The sequence below is a fragment of the Streptomyces sp. NPDC059874 genome (assembly GCF_042731135.1).
Lineage (GTDB): Bacteria > Actinomycetota > Actinomycetes > Streptomycetales > Streptomycetaceae > Streptomyces.
Map to the genome: position 1 here is coordinate 1 of NZ_JBHWJY010000075.1, position 20,188 is coordinate 20,188.

At 71.5% G+C, this 20,188-nt stretch carries 20 protein-coding genes; 7 read left to right on the forward strand and 13 right to left on the reverse strand.

What is annotated here, in order from left to right; translation table 11 throughout:
• Positions 1-1,007 (reverse strand): urease subunit alpha (locus ACFV9H_RS31965; RefSeq protein ID WP_385405128.1); only part of this gene is annotated, 1,007 nt, incomplete at its 3' end.
• Positions 1,004-1,729 carry an urease subunit gamma gene (gene ureA / locus ACFV9H_RS31970; RefSeq protein ID WP_385405130.1) on the reverse strand — a complete coding sequence of 242 codons (726 nt, stop codon included), beginning with the start codon at positions 1,727-1,729 and terminating at the stop codon, positions 1,004-1,006. The genes ACFV9H_RS31965 and ureA, both read right to left, overlap by 4 nt.
• A gap of 155 nt (positions 1,730-1,884) precedes the next feature.
• Here ureA and ACFV9H_RS31975 point away from each other — a divergent pair, with 155 nt between their 5' ends.
• Complete coding sequence (locus ACFV9H_RS31975; protein ID WP_385405132.1) at positions 1,885-3,312, forward strand: cytosine permease; 1,428 nt, start codon at positions 1,885-1,887, stop codon at positions 3,310-3,312.
• A gap of 34 nt (positions 3,313-3,346) precedes the next feature.
• On the opposite strand, the gene ACFV9H_RS31980 is transcribed toward ACFV9H_RS31975, so the two are convergent.
• On the reverse strand, positions 3,347-3,661 hold the full coding sequence (locus ACFV9H_RS31980) for an antibiotic biosynthesis monooxygenase family protein (protein WP_385405135.1): 315 nt from the start codon (positions 3,659-3,661) through the stop codon (positions 3,347-3,349).
• A 140-nt stretch (positions 3,662-3,801) separates the two neighbouring features.
• Between ACFV9H_RS31980 and ACFV9H_RS31985 the strand changes: the two genes are divergently transcribed.
• Entirely contained in the window at positions 3,802-3,954 is a 153-nt protein-coding gene (locus ACFV9H_RS31985; protein WP_385405137.1) for a hypothetical protein, read from the forward strand.
• 94 nt (positions 3,955-4,048) lie between these two features.
• Here ACFV9H_RS31985 and ACFV9H_RS31990 read toward each other — a convergent pair whose 3' ends face one another.
• The 4 genes from ACFV9H_RS31990 to ACFV9H_RS32005 all read right to left on the reverse strand — a co-directional run bounded on the left by ACFV9H_RS31990 (position 4,049) and on the right by ACFV9H_RS32005 (position 7,752).
• Positions 4,049-5,134, reverse strand: coding sequence for a branched-chain amino acid aminotransferase (locus ACFV9H_RS31990; RefSeq protein ID WP_385405139.1), 1,086 nt, complete (start codon positions 5,132-5,134; stop codon positions 4,049-4,051).
• Positions 5,135-5,360: 226 nt separating this feature from the next.
• Positions 5,361-6,401: a 3-isopropylmalate dehydrogenase gene (locus tag ACFV9H_RS31995; protein WP_385405140.1), complete on the reverse strand. Its 1,041-nt coding sequence runs from the start codon at positions 6,399-6,401 to the stop codon at positions 5,361-5,363.
• Positions 6,402-6,489: 88 nt separating this feature from the next.
• Complete coding sequence (locus ACFV9H_RS32000; protein WP_385405142.1) at positions 6,490-6,621, reverse strand: hypothetical protein; 132 nt, start codon at positions 6,619-6,621, stop codon at positions 6,490-6,492.
• A 261-nt stretch (positions 6,622-6,882) separates the two neighbouring features.
• Entirely contained in the window at positions 6,883-7,752 is an 870-nt protein-coding gene (locus ACFV9H_RS32005; protein ID WP_385405197.1) for a LysR family transcriptional regulator, read from the reverse strand.
• Positions 7,753-7,922: 170 nt separating this feature from the next.
• Here ACFV9H_RS32005 and ACFV9H_RS32010 point away from each other — a divergent pair, with 170 nt between their 5' ends.
• Positions 7,923-8,936, forward strand: coding sequence for an NADP-dependent oxidoreductase (locus ACFV9H_RS32010; RefSeq protein WP_385405143.1), 1,014 nt, complete (start codon positions 7,923-7,925; stop codon positions 8,934-8,936).
• 119 nt (positions 8,937-9,055) lie between these two features.
• Positions 9,056-11,086, forward strand: coding sequence for a phosphocholine-specific phospholipase C (locus tag ACFV9H_RS32015; RefSeq protein WP_385405145.1), 2,031 nt, complete (start codon positions 9,056-9,058; stop codon positions 11,084-11,086).
• A gap of 9 nt (positions 11,087-11,095) precedes the next feature.
• On the opposite strand, the gene ACFV9H_RS32020 is transcribed toward ACFV9H_RS32015, so the two are convergent.
• Together ACFV9H_RS32020 and ACFV9H_RS32025 are read right to left on the reverse strand one after the other, a co-directional pair.
• Positions 11,096-11,641, reverse strand: a complete 546-nt coding sequence (locus tag ACFV9H_RS32020) for a GNAT family N-acetyltransferase (protein ID WP_385405147.1) — start codon at positions 11,639-11,641, stop codon at positions 11,096-11,098.
• The gene (locus ACFV9H_RS32025; RefSeq protein WP_385405150.1) at positions 11,638-12,351 is read right to left on the reverse strand and encodes a tyrosine-protein phosphatase; all 714 of its coding nucleotides are present in this window, start codon (positions 12,349-12,351) and stop codon (positions 11,638-11,640) included. The genes ACFV9H_RS32020 and ACFV9H_RS32025 overlap by 4 nt, the downstream gene beginning before the upstream one ends.
• An 82-nt stretch (positions 12,352-12,433) precedes the next feature.
• Between ACFV9H_RS32025 and ACFV9H_RS32030 the strand changes: the two genes are divergently transcribed.
• Positions 12,434-13,135: a nitroreductase family protein gene (locus ACFV9H_RS32030; RefSeq protein ID WP_385405153.1), complete on the forward strand. Its 702-nt coding sequence runs from the start codon at positions 12,434-12,436 to the stop codon at positions 13,133-13,135.
• A 351-nt stretch (positions 13,136-13,486) separates the two neighbouring features.
• Here ACFV9H_RS32030 and pruA read toward each other — a convergent pair whose 3' ends face one another.
• Both pruA and ACFV9H_RS32040 read right to left on the reverse strand, forming a co-directional pair.
• Positions 13,487-15,118, reverse strand: coding sequence for an L-glutamate gamma-semialdehyde dehydrogenase (pruA, locus tag ACFV9H_RS32035; protein ID WP_385405155.1), 1,632 nt, complete (start codon positions 15,116-15,118; stop codon positions 13,487-13,489).
• 31 nt (positions 15,119-15,149) lie between these two features.
• Complete coding sequence (locus ACFV9H_RS32040; RefSeq protein ID WP_385405157.1) at positions 15,150-16,076, reverse strand: proline dehydrogenase family protein; 927 nt, start codon at positions 16,074-16,076, stop codon at positions 15,150-15,152.
• Between the two features lie 173 nt (positions 16,077-16,249).
• Between ACFV9H_RS32040 and ACFV9H_RS32045 the strand changes: the two genes are divergently transcribed.
• Both ACFV9H_RS32045 and ACFV9H_RS32050 read left to right on the forward strand, forming a co-directional pair.
• Positions 16,250-17,488, forward strand: coding sequence for a PucR family transcriptional regulator (locus ACFV9H_RS32045; RefSeq protein ID WP_385405159.1), 1,239 nt, complete (start codon positions 16,250-16,252; stop codon positions 17,486-17,488).
• Between the two features lie 88 nt (positions 17,489-17,576).
• A complete protein-coding gene (locus ACFV9H_RS32050) occupies positions 17,577-18,551 on the forward strand; it encodes an NAD(P)-dependent alcohol dehydrogenase (RefSeq protein ID WP_385405161.1) in 975 nt (324 codons plus the stop codon).
• A 7-nt stretch (positions 18,552-18,558) separates the two neighbouring features.
• Here the strand turns inward: ACFV9H_RS32050 and ACFV9H_RS32055 are convergent, their stop codons facing one another.
• Both ACFV9H_RS32055 and ACFV9H_RS32060 read right to left on the reverse strand, forming a co-directional pair.
• Positions 18,559-19,467 (reverse strand): hypothetical protein, encoded by a 909-nt coding sequence (locus ACFV9H_RS32055; RefSeq protein ID WP_385405163.1) that lies wholly within the window; start codon positions 19,465-19,467, stop codon positions 18,559-18,561.
• A gap of 71 nt (positions 19,468-19,538) precedes the next feature.
• A complete protein-coding gene (locus ACFV9H_RS32060; protein ID WP_385405165.1) occupies positions 19,539-20,114 on the reverse strand; it encodes a TetR/AcrR family transcriptional regulator in 576 nt (191 codons plus the stop codon).
• Between the last annotated feature and the right edge of the window lie 74 nt (positions 20,115-20,188).

The window sequence follows — 20,188 nt, forward strand, 5'->3', positions numbered from 1 at the left end:
GGCTTGAGGTCGTGGACGGAGACGATCATGCCGTAGTGCTCCGCCACCGCGTCCCGGCCGAAGGGCAGGGTGGGGTTGGTGGAGGAGCCGATGACGTTCGGCACGCCCGCCATCTTCAGCACGTTCGGGACGTGCCCGCCGCCACAGCCCTCGATGTGGAAGGCGTGGATGGTGCGGCCCTCCAGCACCCGCAGGGTGTCCTCGACGGAGAGGCACTCGTTCAGGCCGTCGCTGTGCAGGGCGACCTGTACGTCGTACTCCTCGGCCACGCGCAGGGCGGTGTCCAGGGCGCGGGTGTGGGCGCCCATGTCCTCGTGGACCTTGAAGCCGGACGCGCCGCCCTCGGCCAGGGCCTCGACGAGCGGGGCGGCGTCCGAGGAGGAGCCACGGGCGAGGAAGCCGATGTTGACGGGCCAGGCGTCGAAGGCGTTGAAGGCGTGCTTCAGCGCCCACGGGGAGTTGACGCCGACACCCCAGACCGGGCCGAACTCCTGGCCGATGATCGTGGTGACGCCCGCGGCGAGCGAGGCCTCCATGATGCGCGGCGAGAGCAGGTGGACGTGGGTGTCCACGGCCCCGGCGGTGGCGATGAGGCCCTCGCCGGAGACGATCGAGGTACCGGTGCCGACGACCACGTCGACCCCGTCGAGGGTGTCGGGGTTGCCGGCCCGGCCGATCGCGTGGATACGACCCTCGCGGATGCCGATGGAGACCTTGCGGATGCCGAGGACCGCGTCGATCACCAACACGTTGCTGATCACGACGTCGCAGGTCTCGCGGACGGCGGCGGCCTTCAGGTGCAGGCCGTCCCGGGCCGTCTTGCCGAAGCCCGCGAGGAACTCGTCACCGGGCTTCTGCGCGTCGGACTCCACGCGGACGGTGAGCCCGGAGTCGCCGAGCCGTACCCGGTCCCCGGCGCGGGGGCCGAAGACGGAGGCGTACTCGTGGGGGTCGATGTGCCGGCTGCCGGGTGCGCAGTGGTCGCTGTGGGGGGTCTGGCGGCTCACGCCTGCTCTCCGTCCTCGTGGTCGGCGTTCTCCCGGTCGGAGGTGACGCCGAGGTAGCCGCAGGCCGCCGCGCGGCGCAGGGCCTCGTCCTTGGCGCCGGGGGCGTCCAGGGGGCCGTCGACCAGGCCGGCGAAGCCGACGGCGATGCGGTCGCCGCCGATCGGGACCAGGCCGACCTCGCCCTCGCCGTGGGGGTCGAACCGGACGGACGAGCCCGCCGGCACGCACAGCCGCATCCCATAGGCGGCGGCCCGGTCGAAGTCGAGGCGCGGGTTCGCCTCGAAGAAGTGGAAGTGCGAGGTGACGCTCACCGGCACGGAGGCCGTGTTGCGCACCCGCAGGTGCAGCACGGGCTCCGGCTGGGGGACGCCGGGGCCGGGGACGACCGCGCCGGGGGCGTCGTCGCCGAGCGGCACCGCGCCCTGGATGGGGGACGAGACCACCGCGAGGCGGGATCCGTCGTCGAAGACGGCCTCCACGTGCACCTCGGTGACCACGTCGGCCACGCCGGGCAGGACGTCGTCCGGGCCCAGCACGCCGCGGGCCTCCTCGATGGCCTCCGCGAGCCGCTTGCCGTCGCGCGCCGCCTCGCAGACCGTGTCCGCGATCAACGCGGTGGCCTCCGGGACATTGAGCCTGAGGCCCCGGGCCCGTCGGGCCCTGGCCAGTTCAGCAGCGCTGCGGAGCAGCAGCCGGTCGCGCTCCGTAGGGGTCAGCCGCACGCCGATCCACCACCTCTTGAGTCGATGGGTTAGAGCATCACTCTAACTCTTCATTTCCTTGCAGGGAATCATTGACCTGGGACCAGGGAGTAAGTCACATTGAGTGTCGCTCAAACAAATGCGCAACCATCCCCGCCCTGCCAAGGGAGTCCCCCATGCCCATCGAACAGCGCGGAGTCGACACCATCCCGGAGGAGGAGCGGACGAGCGGTCCCCGTGACCTGATCTCGATCCTCCTCGGCTCCAACCTCTGCCTCGGCGTGATCGTTTTCGGCTGGCTGCCCCCGTCCTTCGGGCTGGGCCTGTGGCCCTCTGTCACCGCCATCGTGACCGGCACCCTCGTCGGGATCGCCTTCACCGCGCCGCTGGCGCTCGTCTCCCTGCGGACCGCCACCAACCTCTCGACCTCCAGCGGCGCCCAGTTCGGCGTCCGCGGCCGGCTCGTCGGGTCGGTGGTCGGCCTGCTGCTCTCGCTCGGGTACACCGCGCTCACGCTGTGGATCGGCGGCGACGTGATGGTCGGCGTACTGTCCCGGCTCACGGGGCTGCCGAACACCGGCGTCTCACGGGCCGTGATGTACGGCGTACTCGCCGCGTGCACCGTCGTCGGGGCCGTCTTCGGCTACCGGCTGCTGCTGCGCCTGAGCAAGGTCCTGTCCATCGGCATGGTGATCCTGCTGGCCGTCGGCGTGTACGCGTACGCCCCGGACTTCACGGCGGCCGCGCCGCCGGAAACCGCGTACCTGCTGGGCTCCTTCTGGCCGACCTGGCTGCTGGCGGCCGTCGCCGCCGGGCTGAGCGGTCCCGTCGCCTTCATCACCCTGCTCGGCGACTACACCCGCTACATCTCCCCCCGCAAGCACAGCCCCCGCAAGGTGTACTGGGCCACCGGTCTCGGCCTGCTCGTCGGCCTGCTGATCCCGCAGCTCTTCGGCACCTACACCGCGCTCGCCGCCAAGGCCGGCGCCGACTACGCGGGGCCGCTGGTGGACGCCGCGCCGTTCTGGTACCTGGTGCCGCTGCTCGCCGCGGCCGCGGCCGGCTCGGTGGGCAACGCCGGGCTGATGCTCTACTCCATGGGCCTCGACCTCGACGCGATCGTCCCCAAGGCCACCCGGACCACGGCCACGCTGGTCGCCGCGACCGTCGCCACCACCTTCGTATTCATCGGCTCGTTCGAGTGGGACGTCCAGGCCGCGATGACCTCGTTCGTCCTGCTGCTGACCGCGATCGGCACCCCGTGGGCCGTGATCACCCTCATCGGCTACGTGCGCTGCCGCGGCCGGTACGACGCCGACGCGCTCCAGGTCTTCAACCGCCGCTCGGTGGGCGGGATCTACTGGTACCGCGGCGGCTGGAACGTGGCCGCCACCGCCTCCTGGGCGATCGGCGCCGGGGTCGGCCTGCTCGCCGTGACCACTCCCTTCTACGAGGGCCCGCTGCTCGCCCTCACCGGCGGCGTGGACTGCTCCTTCGTGCTCTCCGGCCTGGCCGGCGGTCTCGTCTACACGGCACTGACCGCCCGCACCGCCCCTGCCTCCGTCGCCGCGGAGGAGCCGGAGCCGGTGGCCGCGGCCGTCTGAGCGGGGCCTTTCGTACGTACGGAGGGCGGGAGCGCTAGGCGTCCACCGCCCGCGCCAGCGCGAAGCCGCCGCCCTGCATGTCCTCGCACAGGGCGCGGCAGCCGCCGAAGTACTCGGCGAACTCGGGCCTGTCCTGCCAGGCCTTCATCGCGTCCACGTCACGCCAGGAGGCGAAGGACACGTAGTGGCCCGGGTTGCCCAGATCGCGGATCAGGCGGGCGAAGAGGAAGCCCTCGTTCGCTTCCTTGGTCCACGTGAGGAAGGCCGTCCAGCGGTCGACGAACTCGTCCTCCTTGCCCTCGGAGACCTTCCAGTTGCCGGAAGCCCAGTAGTTGCTCGCCTCGGACATCGCACACCACCTCGGTACGGTCCCCCCTCCAGGTTCCCCGGTTCGACCTCGGCGTTCAACCTTCGGGCCCGCGGCGGCGTCTACCGGTACGGCGGCGGCCGAACGGGACAGGGCCGCCACGAACGACACGGGGAGACGTCGTGGAAGAACTCGCATACGTGGCGGGCAAGATCGTCAAGGGCGTCGCGGGCCTGGCCTACGCCTTCGGCGACGTCCTGGTGGGCCTCGGCCCGGACGGGACGAACCAGGAGCGCAAGAAGAAGCGCGAGGGCGAGGCGGACGAGGAGCGCTGACCACGCCCCTTCCCTCCGGCCCGCCCTCCGCCCCTGACGACCGAAGGCCCCCCGCGCGACGCACGGGGGGCCTTCGGGCCGGTTCGGGGCGGGACTAGCCCAGCGGGTGCATCCAGCCGTGGACGTCGGCGGCGTGGCCCGTCTGGAGCTCCAGCAGGGCCTTGCGCAGGCGCATGGTGACCTGGCCGGGCTCGCCGTCGCCCTGGGTCCAGTTGGCGCGCTCCGACTTGACCGAGCCGACGGGGGTGATCACGGCGGCGGTACCGCACGCGAAGACCTCGGTGAGGGTGCCGTTCGCGTTGTCGCGCTCCCAGTCCTCGGTGGTGAGGCGGCCCTCCTCGGCGGTGTAGCCGAGGTCGCGGGCGATGGTGAGGAGGGAGTCGCGAGTGATGCCGGGGAGGAGCGAGCCGGTGAGCTCCGGGGTGACGATGCGGTCGCCGTACACGAAGTACAGGTTCATCCCGCCCATCTCCTCGATCCAGCGGTGCTCGACGGCGTCCAGCCAGACGACCTGGTCGCAGCCGTGCGAGGCGGCCTGGGCCTGCGCGACCAGCGAGGCCGCGTAGTTGCCTCCGGTCTTGGCCGCGCCGGTGCCGCCCTTGACCGCCCGGACGTACTCCTCGGAGAGCCAGACGGAGACGGGCTTCACGCCGCCGGGGAAGTACGCGCCGGCGGGCGAGGCGATGACGATGAAGAGGAACTCGTTGGCCGGGCGGACACCGAGGCCGACCTCGGAGGCGAACATGAAGGGCCGCAGGTACAGGGAGGCCTCGCCGGAGTCCGGAACCCAGGCGCGGTCCTGCTGGACGAGGGCGTCGCAGGCCTGGATGAACAGCTCGGTCGGCAGCTCCGGCATGGCCATGCGGCGCGCGGAGGACCGGAAGCGCTCGGCGTTGGCCTCGGGGCGGAAGGTGGCGACGGTGCCGTCGGGCTGGCGGTAGGCCTTGAGGCCCTCGAAGATCGTCTGCGCGTAGTGCAGGGTCATGTTCGCCGGGTCGATCGACAGCGGCGCGTACGGGACCAGCTCGGCGTCGTGCCAGCCGCGACCCTCGGTCCACTTGATCGTCACCATGTGGTCGGTGAAGTGGCGGCCGAAGCCGGGGCTGGCCAGGATCGCCTCGCGCTCCGCGTCGGACAGCGGGTTCGAGGAGGGCTTGAGCTCGATCGTGGGCGTCGTCATGAGTGCTTGTCCTTCACCGGTTGTGTATGGCGGACCGCGCTCACGGCGTACTAGGACGTCCGAGCTTCCCCGCATTCCGCGGCCTCGCGTTCGATTATCGCGCGCGGGAGGACTTCGGAGAAGCGGGGGTAGCGGCCCAGGGGAGATGGTGGCACCCGGGGCCGCGCAGGAAAAGCCGCCGGGTCCCCTATGTGACCCGACGGCTTCCTGGAGTGGTGCGGCCGGGTCAGCCGGCTACGCGCGCGGCGAGGGCGTCGCCGATCTCGTCGGTGGAGCGGAAGGTGCCGTCGCGCTCCGCGAGGTCGGCGGAGACCGCGTCCTCGATGCGGACGGCCTGGGCCTCGTAGCCCAGGTGGCGCAGCAGGAGGGCCACGGAGAGGATCGTCGCGGTCGGGTCGGCCTTGCCGGTGCCCGCGATGTCCGGGGCCGAGCCGTGGACGGGCTCGAACATGGACGGGAACGCGCCGGTCGGGTTGATGTTCCCGGAGGCGGCCAGGCCGATTCCGCCGGTCACGGCGGCGGCCAGGTCGGTGAGGATGTCACCGAAGAGGTTGTCCGTCACGATGACGTCGAAGCGCTCGGGCTGGGTGACGAAGAAGATCGTCGCGGCGTCGACGTGCAGGTAGTCGGTGGTGACCTCGGGGTACTCCTGGCCGACCTTGTCGAAGATGTTCTTCCACATGTGGCCCGCGTACACGAGGACGTTGTTCTTGTGCACGAGCGTCAGCTTCTTGCGCGGGCGGGCGTTGGCCCGCTCGTACGCGTCACGGACGACGCGCTCGACACCGTAGGCGGTGTTGATGCTGACCTCGGTGGCCACCTCGGCGGGGGTGCCGGTGCGCAGGCTGCCGCCGTTGCCGGTGTACGGGCCTTCGGTGCCCTCGCGGACCACGACGAAGTCGATCTCCGGACGGCCGGCCAGCGGGGTGGCCGTGTTCGGGAAGAGCTTCGACGGGCGCAGGTTGATGAAGTGGTCGAAGGCGAAACGGAGCTTCAGCAGCAGGCCGCGCTCCAGCACGCCGGACGGGACCGAGGGGTCGCCGATGGCGCCCAGCAGGATCGCGTCGTGGTGCTTGAGGGCCTCGAGCTCCGCGTCCGGGAGGGTCTCACCGGTGCGGTGCCAGCGCTGGGCGCCGAGGTCGTATTCCTTGGTCTCCAGCTTCACATCCTGGGGCAGGACCGCGGTAAGGACCTTGAGGCCCTGAGCCACGACTTCCTGGCCGATGCCATCACCGGGGATCACTGCGAGATTGATGCTGGTCGACATGGCGAAACCGTACTCCCTGTCCCAGCCCTCAGACATATTGCGTCCACCATATGGACGCGGATCGCAATATGTCCGATGAGCGGGTCGATCAGTGGCCGGTCGATCCGCCGTTGTCACGGCGGTCGAGAGCGCGCTGGAGGGCGGCGGCGGCGTTCTTGCGGTCCACGTCGGCCGGGGAGGAGCGGCGGACGCGGCGGGCTGCGGAGGTGGTGGCGTTCATGGGTGATCGACTCCTTGAGATCACGGCGTGGCGAGGCCACGGATGAGGGGTTCCTTCAAGGCGCCGGAAGAGGCGGGGAACGGTGCGCCGCAGGGGTTGCCTGCCGGGGGCGCACGCTCTCTACCGCCATTCGCCTGATCGGCGACACGTTCGGCTTCTACAAAGCTAGGGCAGGTCCCGCTGTCTGTCTCCGCAATTACTCGGACTTCCTACTATCTGAGACGCCGAACCCCTCGAAAGGACCTCTCGGCGGGGTCCGTTTCAGACCTTCTCGGAACGAAGTTCCCTGATCAGGGCCCTGACGGCGAGGGTGGCGGCCGATTCCGGAGTGGTGACGTACCCCACGTGTCTCACAGGCCTCTCGGGGCCCAGACCGGTGATGTCCACGGCCTCGGTCGCCTCCCGGAGGGAGAGCTCGGGCATGATCGCCATGCCGAGCCCGCGGCCGACCATGGTCAGCACCATCGCGTCGTCCTCCGCCTTGACGGTCGCCCGGGGGATCCAGTCCTGCGCGAGCCACCAGGCTCGGGTGTACGACCCGCAGTTCTCGTCCCAGTCCAGCAGGGGAAGCGCCTTCGGGTCCGGGTGCCCGGCCGGGTGGACCAGGGAGTACGCCTCCTCCACGAGCACTCCGGTCAGGAGGCCGGGCGGCACGCCCTGCGAGGCGCCCAGGGTGGCGATGCCGAGGTCGGCCCGCCCGGCGGCGACCTCCCCGGCGGTGCCGGCGCCGAGCTCGCGCACCACCCTGACCTCGGGGCGGATGCCCGGGTGGCGGGCGGTGAGCCGCTCCAGGGCGGGGGGCAGCAGGTGCAGGGCCGCGCTGCGGAAGGCGGCGATACGGAGCACGCCGCCGACCACGTCCCGGCCGGAGCCCCCGGCCGCGCCGCGCGCTTCCGCGCCCATGACCTCGTACAGCCGCAGGATCCGCCGGGCGTGGCCGACGGCCCGCTCCCCCGCCGGGGTGGGCGAGGCGCCCGAGCGGCCGCGCTCGAAGAGGACCGCGCCGAGCTTGGCCTCGCTGCCGCGGACCGAGTGCGATACGGCCGACTGGGTGAGGCCGAGCCGGGCCGCCGCGGCGGAGAAGCCCCCGGTCTCGGCGACGGCGACCAGGACCCGCAGTTCCTGCGGCATCAGCTCGGCCGGGCCGCCGCCACGGGCACTGCGGGTCGCGCTGGATCCGGTACCACCGGCGCCGGCCGCCATGGCTTTCACCTCGTTCTATGAGCGTCGTTCATGGATGTGTGGCTTCCATGAGCCAAACCCTCTGCCCGGCCCGGTGATTCCCTCCTAGCGTCGGCGCCATGACCGCGAACACCGCTTACGCCGTGCACCAGATCACCCGCCCGAAGGCCTTCCCCGCCGCCTCCGATTTCACGTACGTCGAATCCTCCGTCCCGGAGCCCCGGCCCGGTACCGCCCTCGTGCAGAACCTGCTGCTCTCCGTGGACCCGTACCACCGCGGGATGATGGACGGCGGCGAAGGCGGCTTCGAGCTCGGCGCCCCGCTGGAAGGTCGCTCCGTGGGCCGGGTCCTCGCCTCCCGCGACCCGGGCCTGGTCGAGGGCGACCTGGTCTTCCACCGCGCGGGCTGGCGCACGCACGCCCTGGTCACCCTCGGCGCCGACGGCACGCGCAAGCTGCGCGGCCACGAGGGCGTCCCGCTGGAGGCGTACCTCTCCATCCTCGGCGGCACCGGCCTGACCGCGTACGCCGCCCTGACGCGGACCGCGGCCCTGCGCGAGGGCGAGGACGTCTTCGTCTCGGCCGCGGCGGGCGGGGTCGGCACGGCCACCGGTCGCATCGCCCGGCTGCTCGGCGCCGGCCGGATCATCGGCAGCGCCGGCTCGGCGACGAAGGTCCGTCACCTCACCGAGAGCCTCGGCTTCGACGCGGCCTTCGACTACCACGACGGCCCGGTCGGCGAGCAGCTCGCGAAGGCCGCGCCCGACGGCATCGACGTGTACGTGGACAACGTGGGCGGCGGGCACCTGGAGGGAGCGATCGACGTGCTGCGCGAGTACGGGCGGATCGCCTGGGTCGGCGCCCTCTCCACGTACAACGGAGACCGGTCCCCGTCCGCGCCCCGCAACCTCTTCGAGGTCGTGCACAAGTCGCTGCGCCTGGAAGGGGTATTGGTTCGAAATCACACCAATCTGCAGGACGAACTGGAGGACTTCCTCGTCCCGCACCTGCGCAGTGGCCGGATCGGCACCGACACCACCGTTGTCCAGGGATTCGATCACACGGTGGACGCCTTCCTGGGTCTGTTCCGCGGGGACAATCTGGGCAAGATGCTCGTGCGGATCGACGACTGATTCCGGCCACCCGGATGTTCACCGACTTCTTACCGCACGGATGTAGACCTTTGCACCGGCTGCCGCCACTCTTTGCGTCAATGTGCCAACGGGGCACTGGAGTTGGAGGCGAGGGCTCGGTGACACCGATCAGCCGCAGAGGTTTCGTGGGAATCGGCGCGGGACTGGTGGCGGGGGCGGCCCTGCCCCCGCTGCTGCCGACGACGGCGGCCGCGGCCGCCGCGACCGGCACCATCACCGACGTGAAGCACGTGGTGATCCTCATGCAGGAGAACCGCAGCTTCGACCACTACTTCGGCAAGCTGAAGGGTGTCCGCGGCTTCGGTGACCGCGCCGCCGGCAACATCCCGGGCGGTTGGGGCACCTTCAACCAGCCCAACTGGGGCGGTCGCCAGTACCCGTGGAAGCTGTCCGACACCCCGGCCGCGGGCGGGGCCGACAGCGAGACCCTGGCCCAGTGCACCGGCGACCTCCCGCACAGCTGGACCTCGCAGCACGCGGCCTGGAACAAGGGCCGGATGGACAACTGGGTCGCCGGCGTCGGCAAGACCCACACGCTCGGCCACCTGGACCGGGGCGACATCCCCTTCCACTACGCGCTCGCCGACAACTACACGATCTGCGACGCCTACTTCTGCTCCGCGCTCAGCGCGACCGGCCCGAACCGCACCTTCCTGTGGAGCGGCAAGGTCGACGCGGGCAGCAAGGACGGCGGCGAGGAGTCCGGGCTGACCTGGGAGACGTACGCGGAGGCCCTCCAGCGGGCCGGGATGACCTGGAAGGTCTACCAGAACGCCCAGGACAATTACGGGGACAACGGGCTCGCCTACTTCAGGAAGTTCACCGACGCCAGGCCCGGCGACCCCCTGTGGGACCGCGGCATGGGATCGGTCCCGAAGGTCACCGGCTCCACCCCGGACGACATCGCCGCCGCCATCCGCGCGGACGTCGTCGCCGGCGCCCTCCCCCAGGTCTCCTGGGTCGTCGCGAACGAGGCCTTCTCCGAGCACCCCTACGCCCCGCCGGGCGACGGCGCGCACTTCGTGGACCTGGTCTACCGGGCGCTCGCCGCGAACCCGGAGGTCTTCGACTCCACCGTCCTCTTCCTCAACTACGACGAGAACGACGGCTTCTTCGACCACGTGGCGCCGCCCGTCGCCCCGCCGGGCACCCCCGGCGAGTACCTCGACGGCACCCCGATCGGGCTCGGCTTCCGCGTCCCCATGATCGTGATGTCCCCGTGGACGCGCGGCGGCTGGGTCAGCTCCGAGGTCTTCGACCACACGTCCGTCCTGCGCTTCATGGAGACCTGGACGGCCGCCCTGGGCACCCCCGCCGGCTGCCCGAACATCAGCGCGTGGCGCCGCAAGGTCGTCGGCGACCTGACCGGCGTCTTCGACTTCGCGCACCCGGTCTACGGGGTGCCCGCGGGCCTCCCGTCCACGGCCAAGGTCATCGGCCAGTCGACCTGCGGCCCGCTGCCCAACCCGGCGCCGCAGAACAACGCCCTCCCGGCGCAGGAGGCCGGCACCCGCCCGGCGCGGGCCCTCCCGTACCAGGTGAACGGCAACATGGACCGGCTGGAATTCGGCGCGGCCGGCAAGATCCTCGCCTGGTTCTCGATGACCAACCAGGGCACGGAGGCGAAGCGGCCGGCGCACTTCTCGATCCACCCGCACCAGTACCGGGACACTGCCGCCTGGCAGTACACGGTGGACGGCGGCGCCTCCGCCTCCGACTACTTCAACATCGGCCTCGGGCACGGCTCCGGCAAGTACGACATCTCGATGTACGGCCCGAACCGCTTCCTGCGCCGCTTCCTCGGCGACGCCACGAAGCCGGGCAAGTCCCTCGAGGTCGCGGCCCGCTTCGCCGTCGAGCCGGGCACGGGCAAGACGGCGATCTACTTCAAGCTGACGAACGCCTCCGCCGCGCAGGTCACCTTTACGATCCGCTCGAACGCCTACCGCACGGACGGCCCGTGGACGTACACCGTCCCGGCGAACTCCTCGCGCGAGGACTACTTCAACGCGGTGGCGTACAGCAACGGCTGGTACGACTTCACGATCCTCGCGGACTCCGACGGCACCTGGTCGCGCCGCTACACGGGCCACATCGAGACGGGCGCGCCGAGCGTCTCGGGTTCCTAGCCCAGGCTGCTAGAGCACGTCCCCGTCCCGCCAGTCGAAGTCGAGCCGCCCGGCGGGGTCCAACCGGACCCCGCCGGGCGGCACCCACACGTAGGTACTGCCTTCCTCCTCGGGCAGGAGGACGGGCCCGGCGGGCGACAGCGTGCCGATCCGCCCGCCCCACACCTGCCAGCCGCGGCCGTGGTACAGCCCGGCTCCGTCCTCGGAGGCCGACAGCGCGCCGAGCACGTAGGCCCGGTCGATCACCCGCTCCAGTTCGGCCATGACCCGCCCGGCGAGCCCCCGCCGCCGCAGGTCGGCCCGCACGACCACGGCCTCGACGTACCCGATCCGCAGGGCCCGCCCCTGATGCACCACCCGCCGCTGCACCACACTCCCGTGCGCGACGAGCTCGCCGTTCTCGTGCACCAGGACGTGCATCCCTCCGAGCCCGTGCTCGAAGTCCTCGTCGGAAAAGTCCCCCTCGAACCCGGCGTCGAGCAGCGCCCGGACCTCCTCCAGCTCGTCCCGGGCCAGCTCCGAGGTGTGCGCCGTGCGCAGCCGTGTCTCGCTCATGCCCCCAGTCTCGCCCTGAGCCGCGCGAGTTCGTCGGCGCACAGCCCGGCGGCACGCAGGTACGGCTCGGGCAGCAGCCACCGGGCGGCATCCCGGGCCAGCCCGTGCGTGGTGGTACCGAGCCCTGCGACGTACTCCTCGATCTCGGCGGAATCGTATGGACGGCCCTGCGCCGCGTACCGCTCGCGCACCCGCGGTTCGCTCAGCCCGTGGTCGTCGGCGATCTCCTCGGGGCTCGCCCCCATCAGCCGAAGCAGCACCAGAGCGATGATCCCGGTACGGTCGCGGCCCAACCCGCAATGGAAGACCACCCCGCCGGGCGGCGCGTCGGCGATCGCGCGGGCGACCGAAGCCACCCGCTCCGGGAACCGAGCCAGGAAAGGCCGGAAATAGGCGGGGGTTCCGAAACCCGGACTCCCCCACCACACGTCCCAGAACTCGCGGTCCTCGATCCCGTCGAGCGGGATCCGCACCGTCTTCAGCCCGCCCGGGCGGGCCGCGTGGTCTGCTCCGGCCTCGCCGTCGTTGCGCAGGTCGACGACTGTCCGTATGCCGTGTGCGGCCAGAGTGGTCCAGCCGAGTGCGGTCAGCCCGTCGAGGGCGTCGGACCGGACCACCGCGCCCGGCGCGACACCTCCGAGCCCGCCCAGCTCGCGCACGTTGAAGCAGCCTTCCCAGTCCAGGAATCGACCGGTGATCGTCACTGCCATAACCCCCCTGTCAGCACACAACGGACAGTGGGTCATGACGCCACGCCGGCCGGCCCGGTTCCGACGTCGGCACACTCGCCCCATGTCGCCCGATACCGAAGCGTGGACCCCGATCCACGGCCTGCCGTACCGTCCCGCCGCCTACCGGCCCGCGCGGATGCCCCGCCAGGAATCCCTCGCGCGCGCCGCCGAGTTGCGGGCGCGGATGGACGAGCGCAGGACCGTACGCCACTTCTCCCCCGACCCCGTGCCCGAGCAGGTGGTCCGCGACGCCATCGCGTGCGCCGCGACCGCCCCCTCCGGGGCGCACCAGCAGCCGTGGACCTTCGTCCTGGTCAAGGACCCGGCCGTGCGCGAACGGATCCGCGCCGCAGCCGAGCAGGAGGAGGAGCTCTCCTACGACGGCCGCCTCGGCGACGAGTGGCTCGCCGCCCTGCGCCCCCTCGGCACGGACGCCGTCAAGACCCACCTCACGGACGCCCCCGCCCTGATCGTGGTCTTCCAGCAGCGCTACTGGCTCGGCCCGGACGGTACGAAGCGCAAGCACTACTACGTGGACGAGTCGGTCGGCATCGCGGTCGGCATGCTGCTCTCCGCCCTCCACCTGTCCGGCCTGGCGGCCCTGATCCACACGCCGAGCCCGATGCGCTTCCTCTCCCACGTCCTGGACCGCCCGGAGAACGAGAAGGCCTTCGCGGTGATCCCGGTCGGCTACCCGGCGGACGACTGCGAGGTCCCGGACCTGGTCCGCAAGTCCCTGGACCAGGTCATCGTGGAGGTGTGACCACCTCACCGGCGGAGGGCTCCGGGGACTGCCCCGGGGCGGCTCCGCCGTCCTGCCCGCCACGGCCTGCCGAGGCCGGCCGCATCCCGATCCTCACCCGTCCTCGGGCGTGCCAGTTCGGCCGCAAGTGGCGCCCTGGGTGCGATGCGACCCACATACCGCAGCCCGTCGCCGTCCTCCGGAAGCCGCCAGGAGCCGGCGCTCCCCTGAAGCCGGGCCCGAGTTCTGGGGCGTGTCGCCGTACACGACAACCACGGCCAGGCCGGCACCGGTTGCGCCGCCGGGAAATGGAAACCGCCCCCGCTCCGGACTTGGGGGTACCGGAGCGGGGGCGGGGTTCAGCGGGCGGGGTCAGCCCATGTGCGGGTAGCCGTACTCGGTCGGGGCCACCAGGGTCTCCTTGATGGAGCGGGTCGACGTCCAGCGCTGGAGGTTGGTCGCCGCGCCGGCCTTGTCGTTCGTGCCCGAGGCACGGCCGCCACCGAAGGGCTGCTGGCCGACGACGGCGCCGGTGGACTTGTCGTTGATGTAGAAGTTGCCCGCCGCGAAGCGGAGCTTCTCCATCGCGTCCGCGGCCGCGTACCGGTCCGCCGCGATGATCGAGCCGGTCAGGGCGTACGCCGAGACGGACTCCATCTGGGCCAGCATCGCGTCGAAGTCGGCGTCCTCGTAGACGTGCACGGCGAGGATCGGGCCGAAGTACTCGGTCGTGAAGACCTCGTTCTCCGGGTCGGTGCAGGCGATGACGGTCGGGCGGACGAAGTAGCCCTCCGAGTCGTCGTACGTGCCACCGGCGATGATCTCGCAGGTCGGGTCGGCCTTGGCGCGGTCGATCGCGGCCTTGTTCTTCGCGAACGAGCGCTCGTCGATGACGGCGCCGATGAAGTTGGTCAGGTCGCGGACGTCACCCATGGCGATGCCGTCGACCTCGGCCGCGAAGGCCTCCTTGAAGCCGTCGTTCCAGATGGAGGCCGGGACGTAGGCGCGGGAGGACGCCGAGCACTTCTGGCCCTGGAACTCGAAGGAGCCGCGGGTCAGGGCGGTCTTCAGGACGGCGCGGTCCGCGGACGGGTGCGCGACGACGAAGTCCTTGCCGCCGGTCTCGCCGACCAGGCGCGGGTAGGACTTGTACTTCTCGATGTTGTTGCCGACCGTCTTCCACAGGTACTGGAAGGTCTTGGTCGAGCCGGTGAAGTGGATGCCGGCCAGCTCGGGGTGGTTCAGGGCCACCTCGGAGACGGCGATGCCGTCGCCCGTCACCAGGTTGATGACGCCCTTGGGCAGGCCGGCCTCCTCCAGGAGCTCCATCAGGAGGATCGCGGAGTGGGTCTGCGTCGGGGACGGCTTCCACAGGACCACGTTGCCCATGAGGGCGGGGGCGGTCGGCAGGTTGCCGGCGATGGCCGTGAAGTTGAACGGCGTGATCGCGTAGACGAAGCCTTCGAGCGGGCGGTGGTCGCTGCGGTTCCACACGCCGGCGGAGTTCGCGACCGGCTGCTCGGCCAGGATCTGGCGGGCGAAGTGGACGTTGAAGCGCCAGAAGTCGACGAGCTCGCAGGGGGTGTCGATCTCGGCCTGCTGCGCGGTCTTGGACTGGCCCAGCATGGTCGAGGCGGCGAGCTTCTCGCGCCACGGGCCGGACAGCAGCTCGGCGGCGCGCAGGATGATCGCGGCGCGGTCGTCGAAGGACATCGAGCGCCAGGCCGGGGCGGCGGCGAGGGCGGCGTCGATGGCTTCCTGCGCGTCGGCCTGGGTGGCGTTGGCGTAGGTGCCGAGCACGGACTTGTGGTCGTGGGGCTGGACCACGTCGAAGCGCTCGCCGCCGCCCATCCGCTTGACGCCGTTGATCGTCATCGGGAGGTCGATCGGGTTCTCGGACAGCTGCTTGAGCTGCGTTTCGAGGCGTGCGCGCTCCGGGGTGCCGGGGGCGTACGAGTGGACCGGCTCGTTGACCGGAGCGGGGACCTGGGTCACTGCGTCCATGGCTCTGCTAACTCCTTGACCTGGTTCTGGACTAGTTCTTGGTGATCATCGAGCGGACGAAGAAGAGGAGGTTGGCGGGCTTCTCCGCGAGGCGGCGCATGAAGTAGCCGTACCAGTCCGTCCCGTACGCGGTGTAGACGCGCATCCGGTGGCCTTCGGCGGCGAGCCGCAGGTGCTCCTCGCTGCGGATGCCGTAGAGCATCTGGAACTCGTACTCGTCCAGCTTGCGCCCGGCCGCCCGGGCGAGCTCCTGTGCGATGGCGATCAGGCGCGGGTCGTGCGACCCGATCATCGGGTAGCCCTCGCCCTCCATCAGGATCTTCATGATGCGGACGTACGCCTTGTCGATCTCGGCCTTGTCCTGGTACGCGACCTCGGCGGGCTCCTTGTAGGCGCCCTTCACGATCCGGACGCGGCTGCCGGCGGCGGCCAGGCGGCGGGCGTCGGCCTCGGTGCGGAAGAGGTACGCCTGGATCACGCAGCCGGTCTGCGGGAAGTCCCGGCGCAGCTCCTCGTGGATGGCGAACATCGAGTCGAGGGTGGTGTGGTCCTCGGCGTCGAGGGTCACGGTGGTGCCGATGGCGGCGGCGGCCTCGACGACCGGGCGGACGTTGGCGAGGGCGAGCTCGTGGCCGCCCTCCAGCGCCTGGCCGAACATCGACAGCTTCACGGACATCTCGACGGTCTCGCCGAGGCCGAGGTCCGCGAGGCGCTCGATGAGCTGGAGGTAGGCGTCGCGAGCGGCGTGCGACTGGGCCGGCTCGGTGATGTCCTCGCCGACGACGTCGAGGGTGACCTCCAGGCCCTTCTGCGTGAGGTCCTCGACGATCGGGATCACCTGGTCGACCGTCTCGCCGGGGATGAACCGGTTCACCACGGGCTTGGTCACCGGGGCGGCAGAGACGATTCGACGCATCTTGTCGCTGCGCGAAGCGGCGAGGATCACGGGACCCAGCACGGGGCACCTCCAACGGGTGGCAGAAGAAAAAGCGCGGTTGAAAAGCGCAAGTAAAACCACCGTGAAACCTAAGGATCGCTTCGATGCTCTGCCATCGACAGCTGTCACGCATCCGTGTCCCGGATCTCATACATCTGTCTGAAGAGTCGGTCCGCGGGTGGGAGAATGTGCGGGTGAAGGGCGATTACCAGGACCTGGTGGACGAGATCTCGGCGCTGCTCGGCGCCCCGGCGACGCTGGAGAACCGGGACTTCCGCCTCATCGCCTTCGGCGCGCACGACAGCGAGGACGATTCGGCGATGGACCCGGTCCGGACCCGGTCGATCCTGACGCGGCAGTCGACGGCGGCCGTCCGGTCCTGGTTCGAGGGCTTCGGCATCGCGCGCGCCACCGGGCCCGTCCGGATCCCGGCGGCGCCCGACGCGGGGGTCTTCCGCGGGCGGCTCTGCCTGCCGGTGCGGTACCGGGGCATCGTGCAGGGGTACGTGTGGCTCCTCGACCCGGAGCCCGGGACGCCCGGACATCCCTCCCCCGACCCCGGCCCCTCGCCCGCGGCACTGGACGCGGCCATGGAGGTGGCCGAGCGGATCGGGGTCCTGCTCGCCGAGGAGGCGAAGGCGGGGGCCGACCTCTCGCGGGAGTTCCTGGCGGTGCTCACGGCCGGGCGGGGCTGGCAGCAGGACATGGCGGTGGCCGCGCTGCGGCTCGCGCTGGGCGCGGGCGGGGACGGGCTGCACGCGGCGGTGTGCGTGGGGCCGTGGTCCGGGGAGGCCCCGGCGTCGGTGCCCGGCGCGGCTGCGGTGTGCGTGGTCCCGCGCGGGGCGGGCGGCTCGGGCGGCGCGGGCGGCGGGCGCGGCTCCGACCGCGGTGAATCCGGCGGCGGCGACCTCGCGGTGCTGCTGCGGCTCCGTTCGCCGGACGCCCTGGACCCCGCCTTGGCGGCGGTGGCCCGGCTGCTCCCGCGCACGGCCGAACCGGCCGGGGCGACAGCCCGCCGGATGGCCGCGGGCGTCGCCGAACCGGCCCGGGGCCTCGCGGCGCTGCCCGCCGCCTGGGAGCAGGCGGTCGCGGCGGCGCGGGCGGCCGTGGCGCAGCCTCGGCTCGGGCCGGTCGCGCGCTGGTCGGCGATCGGCCCGTACCGGCTGCTGGCCGTCCTCGCCGCCGACCCGGTGGACGACCCGTCGGCCCGCGCGCTGTTGGACCCGGCCCACCGCGAACTGGCCCGCACCGCCGAGGTGTTCCTGGACTGCGCCGGTCAGGCGGGGCGCGCGGCGGCGGCCCTGGGCATTCACCGGCAGACCCTGTACTACCGGCTCTCGCGGGTGGAGCAGCTGACGGGCCTCGACCTGGACGAGGGCGAGGACCGCCTGTTGCTGCATATGGCCCTCAAGGCGTCCCGGCTGCACGGCTGACGACGACGGCAGACCCTAGGGGGTCTCCCTGATTCCGGCACGGCCGCAGGTCCCCTAACGTCGCGAACAGGCGGACCAAGGAGGCCAGATGAAGGCGATCGTCCAAGACCGGTACGGCTCATCCGACGTATTGGAGTTCAGGGAGGTCGACCGGCCGGTCCCCGGCGACGCCGAGGTCCTCGTACGGGTCCACGCGTCCTCGGTGAACGCCCGTGACTGGCACGTCATGCGCGGCGACCCGTACGTGGCGCGCCTGACCTTCGGGCTGACCAGACCGAAGCAGCGGATCCAAGGCGCGGACTTCGCGGGCGTGGTGGAGGCCGTGGGCAAGGACGTGACCCGGCTGCGTCCGGGCGACGAGGTGTACGGCGAGGCCGACGGGGCGTTCGCCGAGTACGTGTGCGCCTCGCAGGAGGTGCTGGGCCCGAAGCCGGCCAACCTGACCTTCGCGCAGGCCGCGGCGGTGCCGCTGGCCGGGAACACCGCGCTGATGGGCCTGCGCGACGTGGGCAAGGTGCGGCCCGGGCAGCGCGTCCTGGTCAACGGAGCCTCGGGCGGCGTGGGCACGTTCGCCGTGCAGCTGGCCAAGGCGCTCGGCGCGGAGGTGACGGGTGTCTGCAGTACGCGGAACGTGGATCTGGTCCGCTCGCTCGGCGCGGACCACGTGGTCGACTACACCCGGGAGGACTTCACGCGGACGGGCGAGCGGTACGACCTCCTCTTCGACCTGGTGGGGAACCGCACGCTGGCCGAGTGCCGGCGCGCGCTGACGCCGACCGGGGTGCTCGTCCTGTCCGGCGGCGGCGTGTCCGAAGGGGTCAGCCTGTTCGGCCCGGTGGGCCTCATCATCCGCGGGACGCTGATGTCCCGCTTCCGCGGCGGGCGGATCCGGGTCCTGACGACGGAGCCGAGTGCGGACAACCTGGCGGCCCTGTGCGAGCTCCTCGAGAGCGGCGCGCTCACTCCGGCCGTCGACCGCACCTACCCGCTGAGCCAGGCGGCCGAGGCCATTCGCTACGTCGAAGTGGAGCACGCCGGCGCCAAGGTGGTCATCACCGTTTGACGGGGATTCAGCGGCTCCGGGCGCCCTTCTGCAGTGGCGCACCGCTCTCGGAGTCGATGACGACCCGCTCCCCCACGGGCCGGGTCAGGGTGACGGGGACGGTCTGCTCCAGCATCACGGCGGCGCAGGCCACGCCCGGGCCCGTCTCCTCGCCGGGCAGGATCCGCCCGGCGAGGACCACGACGTCCGTGCCTTCCAGGACGTCGACGGCGACTCCGCCGTCGCAGGCTCCGTGGCCCGCCGTCACCTCGAAGGAGGTCGCGTCCGGGGACGCCGCCGAGTGGCCGAACAGCGGGGCCGTGCCTTCGTCGAAGGTGCCCAGCGGCTCGATCGGGGGCTTCGGCAGTTCCTGCTCCCGGATCGCGATCCGGGCGAGCGGGGTGTCGTAGCCCTCGATGATGAACAGCCACGCGGGCACCCGGGCCGGTCCGCGGCTGGTGCGCACGATCGTCTCGCCGAAGCGGACGGCCGTGACCGGCAGGGCTTGATCGGGCTCCGCCGTGGCGCCCTTCGCCCGGTTGATCTGGCCGTACGCCTCCCAAGCGCTCAGCAGCGGGAGGGTGAGCTCGCCGCCGTCGGGCCAGCGGATCGGGGTGGCGGGCGAGGGATCGGCGGGCAGCTCGGCCCGTAGGACGAAGTTCCCGTTCACCGCGGCGGCCTTGTCCTCGCCCGAGCGGAATCCGCCCGGCGGCGCCCAGTCCTGTTCGTCCAAGGGGTGGAAGCCCTCCCGCCACTGCCTGAAGGCGGCCGAGCCCTCCCAGGCCGCGGCCACCCGCTCCATGCGCGGCCGGGTGTCCACCGGAGCGGTCCGGCCGCCCCCTTCCCCTGGAGCCGTACCGCATCCGGCCGCCGCCAGCACCACCGCCGTCACCAGGCCGCGCAGCGCCGCCCCGGCTCCGGCTCTCCCTGACACCATCGCGACTCCCCCTCGTATCGGGCCCATTCGGGGATGGGACGGGGTCGCCTCCGCGGCGGTTCCGCCTCCGCTTACTCCTCCGGGCGTGCCAGGGCAGCGGCGGCGGCCCGCATGCCCTCGGTGAACTCCTCCGCGTTCGCCGCCGACTTCGGGTCGAACAGCCACTGGATCATCAGGCCGTTCAGCAGGGCCTGGTAGAAGGCTCCCAGCGTCCGCTCCTCGCGTTCGGTGATCTCCTCCTCCGGGGTCCCGGTGAGCATCGCGATCAGGCCGCGCCGTCCCTCGGCCTGGGAGGCCGCGAGCATCGCCCGCAGGTCCGGCATCCGGTCACGGGACAGCGCGACCTCCAGGCTGGCCGCCCAGACCGGACCGGCTTCGTCCCGGCGGGCGAGGAAGCCCTCCCAGACCGCGCGGAAGCGTTCCAGCGAGCCACCCTCGCCTTCCACGCCCTCCTGGAAGCCGCCCAGCTCCTGCATCAAGGCGATGAAGGCCTCGGTGAGGAGGGCGTCTTTCGAGCCGTAGTGGTAGCCGATGGAGGCCAGGTTCGCGCCCGAGGCCTTCACGATGTCGCGTGCCGTCGTGCGCACGAAACCCTTGTCGACCAGGCATTTCTTGGCGCCTTCGAGCAGATCTTCACGATGTCCCATGGCGTCACGGTAGCAAGACGGACGTCACAGACGGAAGTTCCAGACAAGCGTTCCATACGCCCGTCATAGACAAA

Excerpts from the sequence above, each read along its gene's own strand:
- ACFV9H_RS32020 (WP_385405147.1), bottom strand. The coding sequence starts at position 11,641 with ATGAGCGAGACACGGCTGCGCACGGCGCACACCTCGGAGCTGGCCCGG.
- ACFV9H_RS32005 (WP_385405197.1), bottom strand. The coding sequence starts at position 7,752 with ATGCCGCAGGAACTGCGGGTCCTGGTCGCCGTCGCCGAGACCGGGGGC.
- ACFV9H_RS32030 (WP_385405153.1), top strand. The coding sequence starts at position 12,434 with ATGTCGCCCGATACCGAAGCGTGGACCCCGATCCACGGCCTGCCGTAC.
- ACFV9H_RS32060 (WP_385405165.1), bottom strand. The coding sequence starts at position 20,114 with ATGGGACATCGTGAAGATCTGCTCGAAGGCGCCAAGAAATGCCTGGTC.
- ACFV9H_RS32010 (WP_385405143.1), top strand. The coding sequence starts at position 7,923 with ATGACCGCGAACACCGCTTACGCCGTGCACCAGATCACCCGCCCGAAG.
- ACFV9H_RS31990 (WP_385405139.1), bottom strand. The coding sequence starts at position 5,134 with ATGACGACGCCCACGATCGAGCTCAAGCCCTCCTCGAACCCGCTGTCC.
- ACFV9H_RS32050 (WP_385405161.1), top strand. The coding sequence starts at position 17,577 with ATGAAGGCGATCGTCCAAGACCGGTACGGCTCATCCGACGTATTGGAG.
- ACFV9H_RS31980 (WP_385405135.1), bottom strand. The coding sequence starts at position 3,661 with ATGTCCGAGGCGAGCAACTACTGGGCTTCCGGCAACTGGAAGGTCTCC.
- ACFV9H_RS32025 (WP_385405150.1), bottom strand. The coding sequence starts at position 12,351 with ATGGCAGTGACGATCACCGGTCGATTCCTGGACTGGGAAGGCTGCTTC.
- pruA (WP_385405155.1), bottom strand. The coding sequence starts at position 15,118 with ATGGACGCAGTGACCCAGGTCCCCGCTCCGGTCAACGAGCCGGTCCAC.
- ACFV9H_RS31995 (WP_385405140.1), bottom strand. The coding sequence starts at position 6,401 with ATGTCGACCAGCATCAATCTCGCAGTGATCCCCGGTGATGGCATCGGC.
- ACFV9H_RS31975 (WP_385405132.1), top strand. The coding sequence starts at position 1,885 with ATGCCCATCGAACAGCGCGGAGTCGACACCATCCCGGAGGAGGAGCGG.
- ACFV9H_RS32055 (WP_385405163.1), bottom strand. The coding sequence starts at position 19,467 with ATGGTGTCAGGGAGAGCCGGAGCCGGGGCGGCGCTGCGCGGCCTGGTG.
- ACFV9H_RS32000 (WP_385405142.1), bottom strand. The coding sequence starts at position 6,621 with ATGAACGCCACCACCTCCGCAGCCCGCCGCGTCCGCCGCTCCTCCCCG.